Below are 15,717 nucleotides of genomic sequence, written 5' to 3'. Positions count from 1 at the left end.
AATTAAGCGTTAATTCGTTGTAAAATATATTCGTTGGTATAGATTTTACCATCGAAACTCCAATCTTTTTTTAATCCTATTTTTTGAAAACCATTAGTTTCAAAAAGTTTTAAACTAGCTAAGTTACTTTCAGAAATATTAGCATATACCTGATGTAAATGCAAGGTTTGAAAACAATAATCTACTAATAACTCTAATGCCTCTTTACCGTAACCTTGATTTCTGTTTTCTTCATCTTGAATAAGGATACCGATACCAGCACGTTTATTTTTAATGTCAAATTCAAACACATCAATTAAACCAATAGTGTGATCCTTAGAATCACAAATAGCTAATCGTAACTGTTTAGCTTCAAAAATGTCTTGCTGTGCATTTTCAAGATATTGTTTTATTAAAAATCTTGAATAAGGTGTCTGTGTATCACTTAACTCCCATAACGAAGTATCATTTTCAATACGGTAAACGAAGTCTAAATCTTCAGGTTCTAAAGCTCTTAAATAAATATGTTCTCCTTTTAGGTTTACCATTCAATTTCACCTTTAAAAACCTGCTCAGCGGGTCCTATTAACCAAATATTATCGTAACCGTTATCATTAGTACTAAACGTTACATTCAGCGGACCACCTTGGGTTTGTAAACTAATTTTATCAGCCTTTGTTTTTCCACTTTTATGCATGGCTAATGCAACTGCTGTGACACCTGTACCACACGATAAGGTTTCATCCTCAACTCCGCGTTCGTAAGTTCTCACTGCAAAATTTTCTGTAGATAATTGTTCTACAAAATTCACATTGCTTCCGGCTTCATTATAAGGTGCACCGTTTCTTATTCTTTCTCCGTTAGATTTAACTTCAAAATCTTTTAACCCTGAAACAATTTCTACATGATGTGGAGACCCTGTATCTAAAAACATGTAGTTTTCATAAGATTCAATTTCAGAAACATCTTGCATTTGAAGATGCACCAAACCGTCTTCAATTTTAGCTTTATGAAGACCATCAATAGCTATAAATTCAGTTTCGTTTTCAATGATCTTTAAAAATTTTGCAAACGCCACAATACAACGTCCACCGTTACCACACATTGTACTTTCGTTACCATCTGCATTGTAATAGACCATTTTAAAATCTACATTTTTATCATTTTCTAACAGTATAAAACCATCAGCTCCTATGCCAAAACGTCGGTCGCATAAGGTTGCAATACGTTTGGTATCCTTTTTGTTTATATACTGTAAACGATTATCTACAATTACAAAATCGTTACCTGTTCCTTGATATTTATAAAATGTCATAGTAATTAATAAGCCACAAATATAAGAATATTAGACTGTATTCTGTGGTGTTAAGAGCTCGTTAAATTTGACGTTAAAAAGGCGTTAAATTGAAAATTGAAATCAATAAATTTCTAATTTTAATCGTAGATAATCCTAAAATAATTATTAAATAGTTAAACTTAAATCTGAAAATTATGAAGAAGATAATAACATTGGTATTTGTTTCTGCATTAGGTGGCCTATTGACTTTGGGTGGTTACAAACTTTTTGTTGAGAATGAAACACAAGCTATAGCCGTTGAGCAATCGTCCGAATTCCCCATGTTTGTGCCGACTAGCAACACCGTTAACACCCTTAACAGTAATGCAACATTAACCCCAAATTTTGTTGAAGCTGCTGATAAGTCTATACATTCCGTTGTGCATGTAAAAAACACAGCCATTGTAAATGCACCAACAAGTATGCGCGATTATTTTTATGGTCGCAGTTCTCAACGTGCCCAAGTGGGTACCGGTAGTGGTGTTATTATTTCTCCGACAGGATATATTGTTACCAATAACCATGTTATTAAAAATGCGAATGAAATCAGCATTACTTTGAATAACAACAAGTCTTACATGGCCGAATTGATTGGTACAGATGAGACAACAGATATTGCCCTACTAAAAATTGAAGCTGATGAAGATTTACCATTTATGGCTTTTGGTGACTCTGATAATGCAAAAATTGGTGAGTGGGTTTTAGCTGTTGGTAATCCATTTAATCTTAACTCTACTGTTACAGCTGGTATTATTAGCGCAAAATCTAGAGATTTATCTGGCCAAAATATGCAGTCCTTTATACAAACCGATGCTGCTGTAAATCCAGGTAATTCAGGTGGTGCTTTGGTTAACACTAATGGAGATCTTATAGGTATAAATACTGCTATTTCATCGCAAACGGGCTCTTATATAGGCTATTCTTTTGCGGTGCCAAGTAATATTGCTCGTAAAATTGTGAATGACATAATGGAATATGGTAACGTGCAAAACGGTATCCTTGGTGTTTCTGGTGGTGCACTAAACAGTGAAGCGGCAGAAAAACTAGAGGTCAACTCCACAGAAGGGTTCTATGTTAGTGAAGTGCAAGAAGGTACAGGTGCAGAAAAAGCAGGGATTCAATCTGGTGATATCATTAGAAAAATAGATAATGTAGAAATTAATAAATTCTCTGATTTGTCGGGGTATTTAAAAACTAAGAGTCCTGATGATGTCGTTAATGTTACCTTACTTAGAGATGGTGATGAAGAAACACTTCCTGTTACCTTATTAAAACCATCAATCTATACATTGCCAACAATTGGTCTTATAAAAAATGCTTCAGAAAAGGAATTAAAGCGCAGCAAGACGGAATACGGAGTAAAAATTAATAAACTAGATGAAAATTATAAATCATCTTGGAATAAAAATGGAGTTGAAGAAGGTAGTATTATTACTAAAATTAACGGTAAGAAATTATATTCTATAGACGATGCTCAAGATGCCATAAAAACACGTGCTGTTAATGAACCACTTCAAATTGAGGTGATCAATAAAGAAGGTGAAAAAATGGTTTATCATTTTAGGTAAAAAAACTTAAATTTAGTCCTTAAATTACCCTTCAAAGTATATTTCTTTGAAGGGTTTTTATTTTCGCTAAAAGGTGTTACGAAAACGTTTGAAATATATTACTTTTGCGCAAAATCTAAATCACTTAAACCAAGAAAACATGGGATTTAACGACACTTACGAAAAAGAGTTAGCGTTTCAAGCAGATCGTCGCAGAGCAACTGTAGAATTTATTAAAATTATCAGTGACTTATGGTACGATAAATCTATTGAACTGGTATTATTCAGAAACCAATTAATAGACAGAAATGTGAGCGAAATTCTAAACTTGCATGAGTATGCAGGAGAATTTGTTCAGAAACCTATTTCTATTTTCGATTCTGTTGAAATTGCGCAAGCTCTTAGTACACTAAACTTACCTCCTGCCAAACTAGACATTGGGAAATTAACTTACGAATTCCATTTAGAAGATCAAAAATATGGTAATGCTACTGCTTTTGTAGCTTCTAAATTAGGCAATGCTAAAGACAATAAAGGTATAGAGCCAAAAGATGTAGTTCTTTACGGTTTTGGTAGAATTGGCCGTTTAGTAGCACGTGAATTAATGACACGTACAGGAAAAGGCACACAATTAAGATTAAGAGCTATTGTTACACGCGGAGAGATTACTGAAACCGTTTTAGAAAAACGTGCCTCATTGTTGAGAAACGATTCTGTACATGGTGATTTTTCTGGTATGGTGAGCACAGACATTAAAAATTCTGCACTAATTATAAATGGTACAACTGTAAAAATTATTTCTGCGAATGCGCCAGAAGATATTGATTATACAGCTTACGGAATTAATAATGCTTTAGTTATCGATAATACCGGAGCATTTAGAGATAAGGACGCTTTAAGTAGACACTTAAAAGCTAAAGGTGTTGAAAAAGTTCTATTAACGGCTCCAGGAAAGGGTATTCCTAATATTGTCCATGGAGTGAATCATACAGAGCACAATCCTGATAAAGTTAAGATAGTCTCTGCTGCTTCTTGTACAACCAATGCCATTGCACCAATTCTAAAAGCCGTGGAAGATTCTTTCGGGATTATAACAGGACATTTAGAAACGATACATGCGTATACTAACGATCAGAATTTAGTAGATAATTTTCATAGTAAATACAGACGCGGTCGTGCAGCAGGATTAAATATGGTAATTACAGAAACTGGAGCTGGCCAAGCTGTTAGTAAAGCCATACCGGCTTTAGAAGGTAAGCTGACATCTAATGCTATTAGAGTACCTGTTCCTAATGGCTCTTTAGCTATTCTTAATTTAGAATTAGAAAAAGAGACATCTGTAGAGAGCATAAATACTATTATGAAAAAATATGCACTCGAAGGAGATTTAGTAGAACAAATTAAATATGAGATGAGTGACGAATTAGTCTCTAGTGATATTATTGGTAGTTCTGCGCCTGCTATTTACGATAGTAAAGCAACCATTGTTAGAAAAGATGGAAAAAATGCGATACTATATATATGGTACGATAACGAATATGGATATAGCCAACAAGTCATTAGACTCGCAAAATATATATCTAAGGTAAGACGCTATGCTTACTATTAGATCGTTCTGAAAAAGGGAAAGAAGAAAATCTTGTCTTTGGGCAAGATTTTTTTGATTATTAGAGGTATGGTTTATAGTGAATTAATAACGCAATAGGAATAAAACGAAGGTTAGACTATAGTATTCAACATCTAAACTATATTTTCTTCCGTATATTAAATGCCTTTCAATATTGAAAGGCTATTTGTTTGATAATTTGTTTATGATATCCTCATAAAATTATTATCTTGGCATCCAATTAATCTAACACAACCAAAATTACCTCTAAGATGAAATTCTTAACAAAAGTTACTGTAATTCTTTTAGTTACATTTAGTTTTCAAACAACAATCGCACAGACCGATAACGACGACGAGAAATTATCTCTTAATAGTGGTACAATAGATAATCAATTTGAATTTGTAATTAGACGCTCTAACAGTTGGCAAGATTACAAAACCGTCAAGAAAACATGGCTTTATGCGCTAAAAGCACACACGCTTGATTCTCTTAAAGCGGTTCATAAAGATTTAGTAGACACACAAGCAATTGTTGATAAGCAAGTTGATGAAATAGAAAGCTTAAAAAGTAATCTATCTAATACAGAATCAACCTTGAATGCTACAAACAATGAAAAAGATAATATCTCATTATTTGGAATTCAAACCAATAAAGCAAGTTACAAAGTCTTAATGTGGAGTATTATCGGAGGCCTTTTAGCTTTTTTACTGTTCTTTATTTATAAATTTAAAGGTAGCAATTCTGCAACTCGAGAAGCAAAACACAAATTAGAAGAAGTAGAGTCGGAATTTGAGGAACACAGACGTAATGCTCTAGAGCGCGAGCAAAAAGTAAGACGTCAATTACAAGATGAATTGAATAAGCAGAAGTCTTAATCAACCTTGTTTGTAATTAAAATATGGAAAAAAACACTTCGCAAAAACACACTTTTTAATATTATAAAAATCCGTAATTTTAATTGCGGATTTTTTTAGGTCTTAGTTTAAGCTCGAAAACTCGTTGGTACAAACGATATAAACAAGTCACAGAAACATCTACAAAAGACTATCTAAAAAATACATCAATTAAACATATCTTTGCAAACTTATAGAATGAAAACATGCGTATAGATATCATAACCGTATTACCAGAACTTTTAAAAAGTCCGTTTGAAGCTTCTATCTTAAAGCGAGCAATTGAAGCTGGTTTAGTAGAAGTCCACTTTCATAATTTAAGAGATTATGCAACGGGTGGCTATAAATCTGTTGACGACACGCAGTTTGGAGGAGGTGCTGGCATGGTAATGTCCATAGCACCTATCGACAAATGCATTTCTAAATTACAACAAGAACGTAATTACGACGAGATTATTTATATGACTCCTGATGGAGAACAGCTTAATCAAAGCATTGCAAATCAAACCTCCTTAAAAGAAAACATAATTATCTTATGCGGACATTACAAAGGAGTCGATCAACGTGTGCGTGATAGATTTATTACGCGCGAAATATCTATTGGAGATTACGTTTTATCTGGTGGAGAACTAGGAGCTGCTGTATTATGCGATGCTGTGATTCGATTAATACCTGGCGTTTTAGGAAATGAAACCTCTGCCCTAACCGATTCATTTCAAGATAATTTATTAGCACCTCCAATTTATACGAAGCCAAGAGAATACGAAGGCATGAAAGTTCCTGAAGTACTATTCAGTGGTAACTTTGCAAAAATTGAAAAATGGCGAGAAGAACAAGCTTATCAAAGAACCAAAGACAGACGACCAGATTTACTTGAAGATTAAACCTATTATTTTATGAATAATTCTACAGAGATTCTTTTTACAATAGGTCAAATTATTAGTAGTCTATCTACGCTTATTCTATTAATCGCTGCACTAATTCTTTTTATAAAGAAGAAAACGCTAGCAACATGGCTGATTTTAATTGGTAATATCTTAGTTTTCATTACATATATAGGAAGTTTATTGCTTACTGTTTTTACTGGTAGCGCAAGTATGGATACCATTTTAATGGCTCAAGGCTTTTCAATAATAGTTCAAAATTTATCGTATTCATTATTCGCTATAGGACTGATAATATTAGCTTTAACAGAGTTTTCGAAACCTAAGTCTTAAAAATTAAATACGTTTAAAATTAAATTCACGACTTAGAAAGTCTTGTAATAAAATTTTGCAGCCAAAGTATTGTCAATAAACAAAAAAGCACTATTTTTGCAAACCAATTTAGACCAACCTCTGGCGAGAATCGTGAATGTTGCTTTGAATCAACTATTATAAATAAAATAAAATGAGTTCTTTAGTAAAATTTGTACAAGACGAATTTGTAGTCCGTAAAGACTTTCCAAAATTTGGTGCTGGTGATACAATCACCGTATACTACGAAATTAGAGAAGGTGAAAAAGTACGTACCCAGTTTTTTAGAGGTGTCGTATTACAACGTAAAGGAAGTGGATCTTCTGAAACGTTTACTATCCGTAAAATGTCAGGAACAATTGGTGTAGAGCGTATCTTCCCAGTTAACTTACCTGCTTTACAAAAAGTAGAAGTTAACAAACGTGGAAAAGTACGTAGAGCTAGAATTTTCTACTTTAGAGGTCTTACTGGTAAGAAAGCAAGAATCAAAGAAGTTAGAAGATAATTCCAACTTATATATTACTGTAAAAAGCCTTCTGATAAAGAAGGCTTTTTTGGTTATTAACATTTGTTGATAACCACAGTTCATAATGTGTTGATATATAAAATGTTAAAATAATAGCAAAATTAAACTTATTTACTTAATTTAGTAAAACAATTAGCAACGAACCTAGTTTGTTTTTAAAGTTTATTTTAAATTAATGTTAAATTGTTACTAGAGATTCGTTCTTTATGTACTGAGGTTGTTTTTTGAGGTTGGACTGCAGCTTGTGTTCACACAAGTGTTTGCATTACAATCATGAAGCTTTATTTATTTAACACACCATGTTGTAGGTTAACATAATAAAGTGGAAAGCTTTGAAGAAGTAGTAGAATCGAAAGTGAATACGAAAAGGATGAGCAATGTTTTAGACCTAACATTCATTAATTTGAAGATTATAGGAGAAACATCAAGAAAAACAAACCTAAGAAACAAAGTAATATCAGGTCAATACATTTTGAAAGATATGAACTGTTTCGATTTGAAACGGAAATGCTTGAACCGAAAAAGATGATGGCTTTTGTCACACAGCTGAGTTAGTGGAAGCTAAATAGGTCACGTTAGTACCGTTTTCATGAAAGCCATGTCAGAGCAGTTTAACTGTAGTGATATGGCTTTTTGTTTTATATTATAACCAGTCCTTAATAATATAAAGGTTCCTATAATTGTAAGCATTGGCTTGCGAAATGGATTCTATCATCGTTTAATATAATTCGTAAAAGATTCTAATTCTCAAATCCAAATTCTTTTGTATTCTTGTGAAATGAATTTACCATTACTAGAAGAGCAACATTATAAATCGCAAGATTACACTATAAATACACTACCTAAAGCAGAATATGCAGACTGCACTTTTATCAATTGTAATTTTGATAACTCAGATCTTTCTAATATTGTCTTTTCTCAATGTGATTTCATAGATTGTAATTTTAGTAATGCTGATGTAATGCACACCACTCTTGATGATGTAACCTTCACAGGCTGTAAAATTCTAGGAGTATTATTTCAAAATTGCAATGCTTTTTTACTGTCCTTTAAATTTATCAATTGCACATTAAATTTGAGTAGTTTTTATCAATTAAAAATCACTCGTACAAACTTTTCAAATTGTATAATGCATCAGGTTGATTTTACTGAAACTGAAGCAAAATATGTCATTTTTAAAGATTGTGATTTATACCAATCTATTTTTGACCGAACCAATCTTGAACATTCCGATTTTACTTCAGCATATAACTTCAATATCAACCCTAATTTAAATCAACTAAAACAAGCTTCTTTCTCAAAAGAAAATATTTCGGGTTTATTAGAGAGCTTTAATATCAAGATACTAGATTAAATAAACAATTTAAGGGTTTATTTATCAATTTCTTAAAATTTGAGGTTCTTTAGTATTAATCTTATGCCTATAAAAATCAAACGTTTTCGTATATTCGCACAGCTCAATTTCGAGCAAAATATTATTCATTTTATTTACAAGACATATGACAAAAACAGCAAAGATTGTTTATACAAAAACGGATGAAGCACCAGCTTTAGCAACGCGTTCATTTTTACCGATTGTTGAAGCATTTACAAAGTCTTCAGGTATTGTTATAGAAACAAAAGATATATCATTAGCTGCTAGAATTTTAGCTTCATTTCCAGACTTTTTATCAGACGATCAGAAAGTACCAGATGCATTAGCAGAATTAGGTGAATTAGCGAAAAAACCAGAAGCTAATATTATAAAATTACCAAATATTAGTGCTTCAGTGCCACAACTTATTGCTGCTATTGAAGAACTACAAGCTAAAGGGTTTAAGATTCCTAATTACCCTGAGGAAGCAAAGGATGATGCAGAAAAAGAAATTAAGTCTCGCTACGATAAAATTAAAGGGAGTGCTGTTAACCCTGTTTTAAGAGAAGGAAACTCAGACAGACGTGCACCAAAAGCTGTTAAGAATTACGCTAGGAAAAACCCTCATAGTATGGGAGCTTGGTCTTCGACTTCTAAAACACATGTATCAACCATGTCTAAAGGAGATTTTGCTCATAATGAAAAATCTGTAACATTAGACGAAGCGACTTCTATAAATATTGTACATACCGATGCAAAAGGTAATAAAACAAATTTAAAAAGTGATTTAGCGTTATTACAAGGTGAAATTATCGATGCTACAATAATGAGCAAAAAAGCTTTACTTGAGTTCTTAGAGGAACAAGTAGAAGATGCTCTAGATAAAAGCGTATTGTTTTCTTTACATATGAAAGCAACGATGATGAAGGTTTCTGATCCTATTATTTTTGGTCATGCTGTCCGTATTTTCTTTAAAGATTTATTTGATAAGCATGGAAAAACATTCGATAAAATTGGTGTTGATGTCAATAATGGGTTCGGTAATTTATTAGAAAAATTAAGCGAACTACCAGAAGAAAAGCGTGATGTAATTAGAGCAGATATCCGTTATGAATTAACGCATGGTGCAGATGTTGCAATGGTAAATTCTGAAAGAGGAATTACAAATCTTCATGTACCTAGTGATGTTATTATAGATGCTTCTATGCCTGCAATGATAAGAACTTCTGGTCAGATGTGGAATGCAGAAGGAAAACTACAAGATACAAAAGCAGTAATTCCAGATAGTAGTTATGCTGGTGTATATAGTGCAACTATTGATTTCTGTAAAAAACACGGCGCTTTTGATCCTACAACAATGGGAACAGTTCCTAATGTAGGACTTATGGCTCAAAAAGCTGAAGAATACGGATCTCACGATAAAACTTTTGAAATAGCATCAAAAGGAAAAGTTGAAGTTATTGATGTTAATGGTAAAGTATTATTAAGTCATAAAGTAGAAGCTGGTGATATTTGGAGAATGTGTCAAGTTAAAGATGCACCTATTCAAGACTGGGTAAAACTTGCCGTAACAAGAGCAAGAGCTTCAGAAACACCTGCTGTTTTTTGGTTAGATAAGAAAAGAGCACATGATGCTGAATTAATAAAAAAGGTGAATACTTACCTTAAAGATCATGATACTGAAGGTTTAGATATCAGAATTTTGTCTTTAGTTGATGCTACTAACTTCACATTAAAAAGAATTAAAGAAGGAAAAGATACTATTTCTGTAACAGGAAACGTACTTAGAGATTACTTAACTGATTTATTCCCAATTTTAGAAGTTGGTACAAGTGCTAAAATGTTATCTATTGTTCCTTTAATGAATGGTGGTGGTTTATTTGAAACTGGCGCTGGTGGATCTGCACCTAAGCACGTACAACAATTTCTAGCAGAAGACCATTTACGTTGGGATTCTTTAGGAGAATTTTTAGCATTAGCCGTTTCTTTAGAGCACTTTGCTGTTGTTAATTCTAATGAAAAAGCTAGAATTTTAGGTGAAACGTTAGATGATGCATCAGATAAATTATTAGAAAACAGAAAAGGACCTTCAAGAAACGTCAATGAATTAGACAACAGAGGAAGTCATTTTTATTTGGCTTTATACTGGGCAGAAGCTATCGCTAACCAATCTAAAGATGCGGAATTAAAGGCCGAATTTGATAAAATATTTAAGACACTATCTTCTAATGAAGAAGTTATTGTAAAAGAGTTAATTGATTGTCAAGGAGAAAATGTAAATATTGACGGTTATTACCTTCCTAATGAAGAATTAATTTCGAATGCAATGCGTCCAAGTACGACATTAAATTCAATCATAAATTCATAACTAGCCGTGTATAATGTTATGTTAAAAAAGCTTCCTTCGGGAAGCTTTTTTTATTCTTTTCAATTATTTTTAGTATTGTAAAACAAATAGGTGCCTCTTCGGAAAGAATGAACACCCCATCAATCAAACCACATCACTCATAACATATGATATTGACTCTCAAAAGAATACTTTTTATTTTTTTATTATGTCCTATAGCACTTCAAGCTCAAGAAAACTTCACATTAAGCGGAACAGTAGCAGATAATCAAAGCAATGAAACTCTTATTGGAGTAAACATTATTATTCCCGAGCAACAAACCGGAACCGTTACTAACGAATATGGCTTCTACTCTATTACATTACCAGCTGGTACTTACGTTGTACAAGTAAGTTATTTAGGTTTTAAAACAATTTCAGAAACCTTAGTCCTTAATAGCAACCTTACTAAAAATTATAAGCTTGATGAAACAGCAGAAAGCTTAGATGAAGTTATCGTTACCGAAGACGTAGAAAAATTAAACATAAAAAACCCACAGATGAGTGTCAATTCTTTATCTATAAAAACGATAAAGAATATGCCAGTGGTACTGGGTGAAGTTGATGTTATAAAATCAATTACACTTCTACCTGGTGTTACTAATGCTGGTGAAGGTTCTTCTGGTTTTAATGTAAGAGGTGGTGCTGCGGATCAAAATCTTATCCTTTTAGATGAAGCAACAATTTTTAATTCATCTCACCTTTTTGGTTTTTTCTCTGTTTTTAATCCTGATGCTATTAAAGATATAAAACTGTATAAAGGAGGAATTCCTGCCAAATATGGTGGTCGCGTGTCTTCTGTCTTAGATATTTATCAAAAAGAAGGGAATAGTAAATCTTTTCATATGAATGGAGGTATTGGGTTAATTTCAAGTCGCTTACTAGCAGAAGGTCCTATAAAAAAAGATAAAGGTTCTTTTTTAATTGGAGGTCGTAGCAGTTATGCACATCTTTTCTTACCCCTTTTTGACTTAGATAATGTCGCGTATTTCTATGATTTAAATACCAAGTTAAGCTACAACATCAACGATAATAACAATATTTACTTATCTGGTTATTTTGGTCGTGATGTTTTTAAAATTTCCGATAATTTCGAAAATTCATTTGGAAACTCTGTTTTAAATTTCAGGTGGAATCATCTTTACTCTGAAAAGATATTTTCCAATTTATCACTTATTTATTCAGACTATTATTACGGACTACAACTAGGATTTGTTGGTTTTGATTGGGTTTCGGGAATAAGAAACTTCAATCTTAAATACGATTTTAAACATTATATAAGTAATAATTTCAAATTAGATTATGGCTTAAATAGTATGTATTATAAATTTAATCCAGGCGATATTAAACCCATAGATGACGAATCTGGTATTAATCCTTTTAAGCTCATTGATAAATATGCCTTTGAAAACGCCATTTATATTGATGCTGAGCATAAATTAAGCGATAAACTCACCGTAAGTTATGGAGCACGTTTAAGTATGTTTCACAGATTAGGGCAAGATGAACTTAATATATATGAAAATAATAGTCCATTAAACTTTAATGCTACACTAGGTATTTATGAAAAAGCCGAAGCTATAGGAACCGACACATTTAATAAAAGTGATGTTATAGAATCTTTTACAAATCTAGAACCTCGATTAGCAATAGCGTATCAATTAAATGATAACTCATCTGTAAAGGCGAGCTATAATCGTATGAGTCAATATCTACATTTATTGTCTAACACAAGTTCGCCAACACCTTTAGATGTTTGGACTCCGAGCGGAAAATATATTAAACCACAACTATTAGATCAAATAGCTATTGGTTATTTTAAGTCGTTTAATAATAATGCCTACTCCTTAGAAATTGAAAGTTTTTATAAAACCATTCAAAATCGAATTGATTATGTAGATGGTGCAGATTTAATTGCCAATAACGCTATAGAACAAGTTATCCTTAATGGAGAAGGACGAGCTTATGGTTTAGAGGTTCTTTTCAAAAAAAATGAAGGAAAATTTACAGGTTGGTTAGCCTATACACTTTCAAAATCAGAGCAAAGAACACCAGGGAGAACTGCTATTGAAACCGGAATTAACAACGGCGAATGGTACAACACACCATATGATAAAACCCACGATATTTCGCTCACGGGAAGTTATGAATTAAGCAAAAAATGGTCTTTTAGTTCTAATCTGATTTTTCAAACAGGGCAGCCAACAACTTTTCCAAACGGACAATATCAATACAATGATATCATTATTCCCAATTATGAAGCTCGAAATTCAAGTAGACTTCCATCCTATCACCGTTTAGATTTAGCTGTAAATTACAATCCAAACCCAGAAAGTACAAAAAACTTTAAAGGAGAATGGGTATTCGGAATATACAATGTCTATAATCGAAAAAATGCTGCTAGCATTTCTTTTAGTGAAAATAGAAACACAGGTGTGAATGAAGCTACACGTCTATCCATTTTTGGTATTGTACCATCATTTTCTTATAATTTTAAATTTTAAATCATGAAGAGATTATTATATATAAGTCTATTTTTTTTACTTTTTTCCAATTGTGAAGACGTTATCGATGTAGATCTAAACACAGCAGAACCAAAACTAGTGATTGAAGCCTCCATAAATTATTTTAAAAATACAACAGGAAACGAACAAAGTATAAAACTTTCATTGTCTGCTCCTTTTTTCGATGAGACTATTCCTCCAGCTAATGGAGCTACAATTCAAATTTCAGATACTTCAGGTAATATTTTCAATTTTATAGAGGAAAATAATACTGGGATTTATAACAACAACACATTTATGCCTATTATAGATGAAGTCTATACATTGGTAATAAATTACGAAGGAGAAACATATACCGCTACAGAAACCTTAACATCCGTGGTACCTATTGATTATGTAGAACAAAATAACGAAGGCGGTTTTTCGGGAGAAGATATAGAACTAAAAGCTTATTATAATGATCCTTTAGGAATAGAGAATTACTATTTTTTCGAGTTTATAAGTGATATTCCCGTCGTACCCACCTTATCCGTATATGACGATACATTTACGGATGGTAATGAAATATTTGGATTCTACACAGAAGAAGATTTAGAACCCGGAGATATTGTCACTATTAGAAATTATGGTGTTTCTAGTCAATTTTACGATTTCATGTTTATACTCCTGCAACAAGGAGGCGACTCTGGTGGTGGGCCTTTCGAAACTCAGCCCGCAACTATAAGAGGAAATTGTATTAATACGACCAACCCAGATAATTTTCCTTTTGGCTATTTTAGATTATCTGAAGTCGATGAATTAATTTATACTGTAGAGTAATTTATTTATTTGGGCATTACCCACATAAGGTGGGTCGCGTCATCCACTATATCTTTTTACGGACGTCCCAATATCAAGTAACATTTACAACAAATTCATAGTTATCCTTTCTATTGAAACTAAATATATAATTTTGTAAAAAGGATGCCGTTACTACCGCTAATGCAACCTATCCGCAAAAATTATTTCTTACCTTTAAGCCATGACATTTATAAAAACAACAGAGCAAGACTCTAACTATAATAATCTCGAAGACATGTCTGTTAAAGAGATTATAACGTCCATAAATAAAGAAGACCAAAGTGTTCCGTTAGCTGTAGAGAATGCTTTACCACAAATAGAACCCCTTATTTCTCAAGTGGTTAATAAATTAAATACAGGAGGACGACTGTTTTACATGGGTGCTGGTACAAGTGGAAGACTTGGTATTCTTGATGCCTCCGAATGTCCACCTACTTTTGGCGTTTCACATGATCTTGTTATTGGTATCATAGCTGGTGGTGATAATGCTATAAGAAAAGCAGTAGAAAATGCCGAAGATTCTACCACTCAAGGTTGGAAGGACTTAGAAGCATATAAAATTACAGAAAAGGATGTGGTTGTAGGTATAGCGGCATCTGGTACAACCCCCTATGTTATTAGTGCATTAGAAAAATGCAACGAAAATAGTATCATAACGGCTTGTATAACCTGTAATCGTAATAGTCCTTTGTCTTTAACTGCGCAATTTCCAATTGAAGTTATTGTTGGTCCAGAATTCTTAACAGGAAGTTCGAGAATGAAAGCTGGTACAGCTCAAAAACTCGTCTTAAATATGATTACTACAACAGTAATGATTCAGCTAGGAAAAGTAAAAGGAAATAAAATGGTAGATATGCAGCTTAGTAATGACAAATTAGTCAATAGAGCTACAAAAATGATTATGACTGAACTTAATATTTCACAATCAGAAGCAACTATATTATTAAGTAAACATAAAAACGTAAGAGATAGTATTACTCATGGACGAAGACAATAGAACAGACAGAGACATATTAGCTAAAGGATTAAAACGATTAGGGATTTGTTTAGGCCTAATGTTTGCTGGTCCTACATTATTACATTTAGCATTAGATAATAGTGAAAAGCCACTTTATATACCGCTTCTTATTATAGCCTTTATACTGTGTATTGGTGCTATTCTCTTTTTATTTCTAGGAATTAATACTATTCTAGATAGTATCTTTAAGAAGAAAAAATAAGAATTTGAAGATTTACAATACTACTACTATATAATTAACCAGAATGATATATTCTACTTAGCAATAAAAATTATTTTCAACGACTTCAATAAGAGTACAGCTTCTTAATCTATTTACAGTTTTAGAACTTAACAATTGGACTTAATACTTGCGATATAGTTCTTATCTAATTTTCCGAATACAACTATAAAATTACAGAAGAAGTTTTATCGGATCAATCTCAAAAGTTGTGTGTGAATTATCTATACTTTTCGGATTTTTGTAAAAAAAAGACTGTGGACCATTATC

At 32.4% G+C, this 15,717-nt stretch carries 14 protein-coding genes; 12 read left to right on the top strand and 2 right to left on the bottom strand.

Features of this window, described 5'->3' with window-relative positions; translation table 11 throughout:
* Window positions 1–2 precede the first annotated feature (2 nt).
* Together HM984_RS14820 and dapF are read right to left on the bottom strand one after the other, a co-directional pair.
* Window positions 3–527, bottom strand: coding sequence for a GNAT family N-acetyltransferase (locus HM984_RS14820; protein ID WP_179349722.1), 525 nt, complete (start codon window positions 525–527; stop codon window positions 3–5).
* The gene (gene dapF / locus HM984_RS14815; protein ID WP_179349763.1) at window positions 521–1,300 is read right to left on the bottom strand and encodes a diaminopimelate epimerase; all 780 of its coding nucleotides are present in this window, start codon (window positions 1,298–1,300) and stop codon (window positions 521–523) included. Before dapF ends, HM984_RS14820 begins: the two co-directional genes overlap by 7 nt.
* A 170-nt stretch (window positions 1,301–1,470) precedes the next feature.
* Between dapF and HM984_RS14810 the strand changes: the two genes are divergently transcribed.
* From HM984_RS14810 to HM984_RS14755, 12 genes are all read left to right on the top strand, one after another.
* Entirely contained in the window at window positions 1,471–2,883 is a 1,413-nt protein-coding gene (locus HM984_RS14810; RefSeq protein WP_179349721.1) for a trypsin-like peptidase domain-containing protein, read from the top strand.
* Between the two features lie 139 nt (window positions 2,884–3,022).
* Entirely contained in the window at window positions 3,023–4,471 is a 1,449-nt protein-coding gene (locus HM984_RS14805; RefSeq protein WP_179349720.1) for a glyceraldehyde-3-phosphate dehydrogenase, read from the top strand.
* A 269-nt stretch (window positions 4,472–4,740) separates the two neighbouring features.
* The gene (locus HM984_RS14800; protein ID WP_115812030.1) at window positions 4,741–5,346 is read left to right on the top strand and encodes a tRNA (guanine-N1)-methyltransferase; all 606 of its coding nucleotides are present in this window, start codon (window positions 4,741–4,743) and stop codon (window positions 5,344–5,346) included.
* Between the two features lie 224 nt (window positions 5,347–5,570).
* A complete protein-coding gene (gene trmD, locus HM984_RS14795) occupies window positions 5,571–6,248 on the top strand; it encodes a tRNA (guanosine(37)-N1)-methyltransferase TrmD (RefSeq protein WP_179349719.1) in 678 nt (225 codons plus the stop codon).
* A 12-nt stretch (window positions 6,249–6,260) separates the two neighbouring features.
* On the top strand, window positions 6,261–6,581 hold the full coding sequence (locus HM984_RS14790; RefSeq protein ID WP_179349718.1) for a hypothetical protein: 321 nt from the start codon (window positions 6,261–6,263) through the stop codon (window positions 6,579–6,581).
* Window positions 6,582–6,753: 172 nt separating this feature from the next.
* Window positions 6,754–7,104 (top strand): 50S ribosomal protein L19, encoded by a 351-nt coding sequence (rplS, locus tag HM984_RS14785; protein WP_020896040.1) that lies wholly within the window; start codon window positions 6,754–6,756, stop codon window positions 7,102–7,104.
* A 799-nt stretch (window positions 7,105–7,903) separates the two neighbouring features.
* Window positions 7,904–8,479 (top strand): pentapeptide repeat-containing protein, encoded by a 576-nt coding sequence (locus HM984_RS14780; protein WP_179349717.1) that lies wholly within the window; start codon window positions 7,904–7,906, stop codon window positions 8,477–8,479.
* 145 nt (window positions 8,480–8,624) lie between these two features.
* Entirely contained in the window at window positions 8,625–10,847 is a 2,223-nt protein-coding gene (locus HM984_RS14775; RefSeq protein ID WP_179349716.1) for an NADP-dependent isocitrate dehydrogenase, read from the top strand.
* Window positions 10,848–10,993: 146 nt separating this feature from the next.
* A complete protein-coding gene (locus HM984_RS14770; RefSeq protein WP_179349715.1) occupies window positions 10,994–13,369 on the top strand; it encodes a TonB-dependent receptor in 2,376 nt (791 codons plus the stop codon).
* 3 nt (window positions 13,370–13,372) lie between these two features.
* Window positions 13,373–14,188 (top strand): DUF4249 domain-containing protein, encoded by an 816-nt coding sequence (locus HM984_RS14765; RefSeq protein ID WP_179349714.1) that lies wholly within the window; start codon window positions 13,373–13,375, stop codon window positions 14,186–14,188.
* A 202-nt stretch (window positions 14,189–14,390) separates the two neighbouring features.
* Complete coding sequence (gene murQ / locus HM984_RS14760) at window positions 14,391–15,206, top strand: N-acetylmuramic acid 6-phosphate etherase (protein WP_179349713.1); 816 nt, start codon at window positions 14,391–14,393, stop codon at window positions 15,204–15,206.
* A complete protein-coding gene (locus HM984_RS14755) occupies window positions 15,190–15,429 on the top strand; it encodes a DUF6095 family protein (protein ID WP_115812048.1) in 240 nt (79 codons plus the stop codon). Before murQ ends, HM984_RS14755 begins: the two co-directional genes overlap by 17 nt.
* The last annotated feature ends 288 nt before the right edge of the window (window positions 15,430–15,717 follow it).

Origin of the sequence: Winogradskyella pacifica (assembly GCF_013403915.1) — a bacterium.
Taxonomy (GTDB): domain Bacteria; phylum Bacteroidota; class Bacteroidia; order Flavobacteriales; family Flavobacteriaceae; genus Winogradskyella; species Winogradskyella pacifica.
The sequence above is the reverse complement of the archived record's forward strand: the minus strand, read 5'-3'. Positions and strand labels throughout refer to the sequence as shown.

Excerpts from the sequence above, each read along its gene's own strand:
- HM984_RS14775 (WP_179349716.1), top strand. The coding sequence starts at position 8,625 with ATGACAAAAACAGCAAAGATTGTTTATACAAAAACGGATGAAGCACCA.
- HM984_RS14805 (WP_179349720.1), top strand. The coding sequence starts at position 3,023 with ATGGGATTTAACGACACTTACGAAAAAGAGTTAGCGTTTCAAGCAGAT.
- HM984_RS14770 (WP_179349715.1), top strand. The coding sequence starts at position 10,994 with ATGATATTGACTCTCAAAAGAATACTTTTTATTTTTTTATTATGTCCT.
- HM984_RS14780 (WP_179349717.1), top strand. The coding sequence starts at position 7,904 with ATGAATTTACCATTACTAGAAGAGCAACATTATAAATCGCAAGATTAC.
- trmD (WP_179349719.1), top strand. The coding sequence starts at position 5,571 with ATGCGTATAGATATCATAACCGTATTACCAGAACTTTTAAAAAGTCCG.
- HM984_RS14765 (WP_179349714.1), top strand. The coding sequence starts at position 13,373 with ATGAAGAGATTATTATATATAAGTCTATTTTTTTTACTTTTTTCCAAT.
- murQ (WP_179349713.1), top strand. The coding sequence starts at position 14,391 with ATGACATTTATAAAAACAACAGAGCAAGACTCTAACTATAATAATCTC.
- HM984_RS14820 (WP_179349722.1), bottom strand. The coding sequence starts at position 527 with ATGGTAAACCTAAAAGGAGAACATATTTATTTAAGAGCTTTAGAACCT.
- HM984_RS14790 (WP_179349718.1), top strand. The coding sequence starts at position 6,261 with ATGAATAATTCTACAGAGATTCTTTTTACAATAGGTCAAATTATTAGT.
- HM984_RS14810 (WP_179349721.1), top strand. The coding sequence starts at position 1,471 with ATGAAGAAGATAATAACATTGGTATTTGTTTCTGCATTAGGTGGCCTA.
- HM984_RS14800 (WP_115812030.1), top strand. The coding sequence starts at position 4,741 with ATGAAATTCTTAACAAAAGTTACTGTAATTCTTTTAGTTACATTTAGT.
- HM984_RS14755 (WP_115812048.1), top strand. The coding sequence starts at position 15,190 with ATGGACGAAGACAATAGAACAGACAGAGACATATTAGCTAAAGGATTA.
- rplS (WP_020896040.1), top strand. The coding sequence starts at position 6,754 with ATGAGTTCTTTAGTAAAATTTGTACAAGACGAATTTGTAGTCCGTAAA.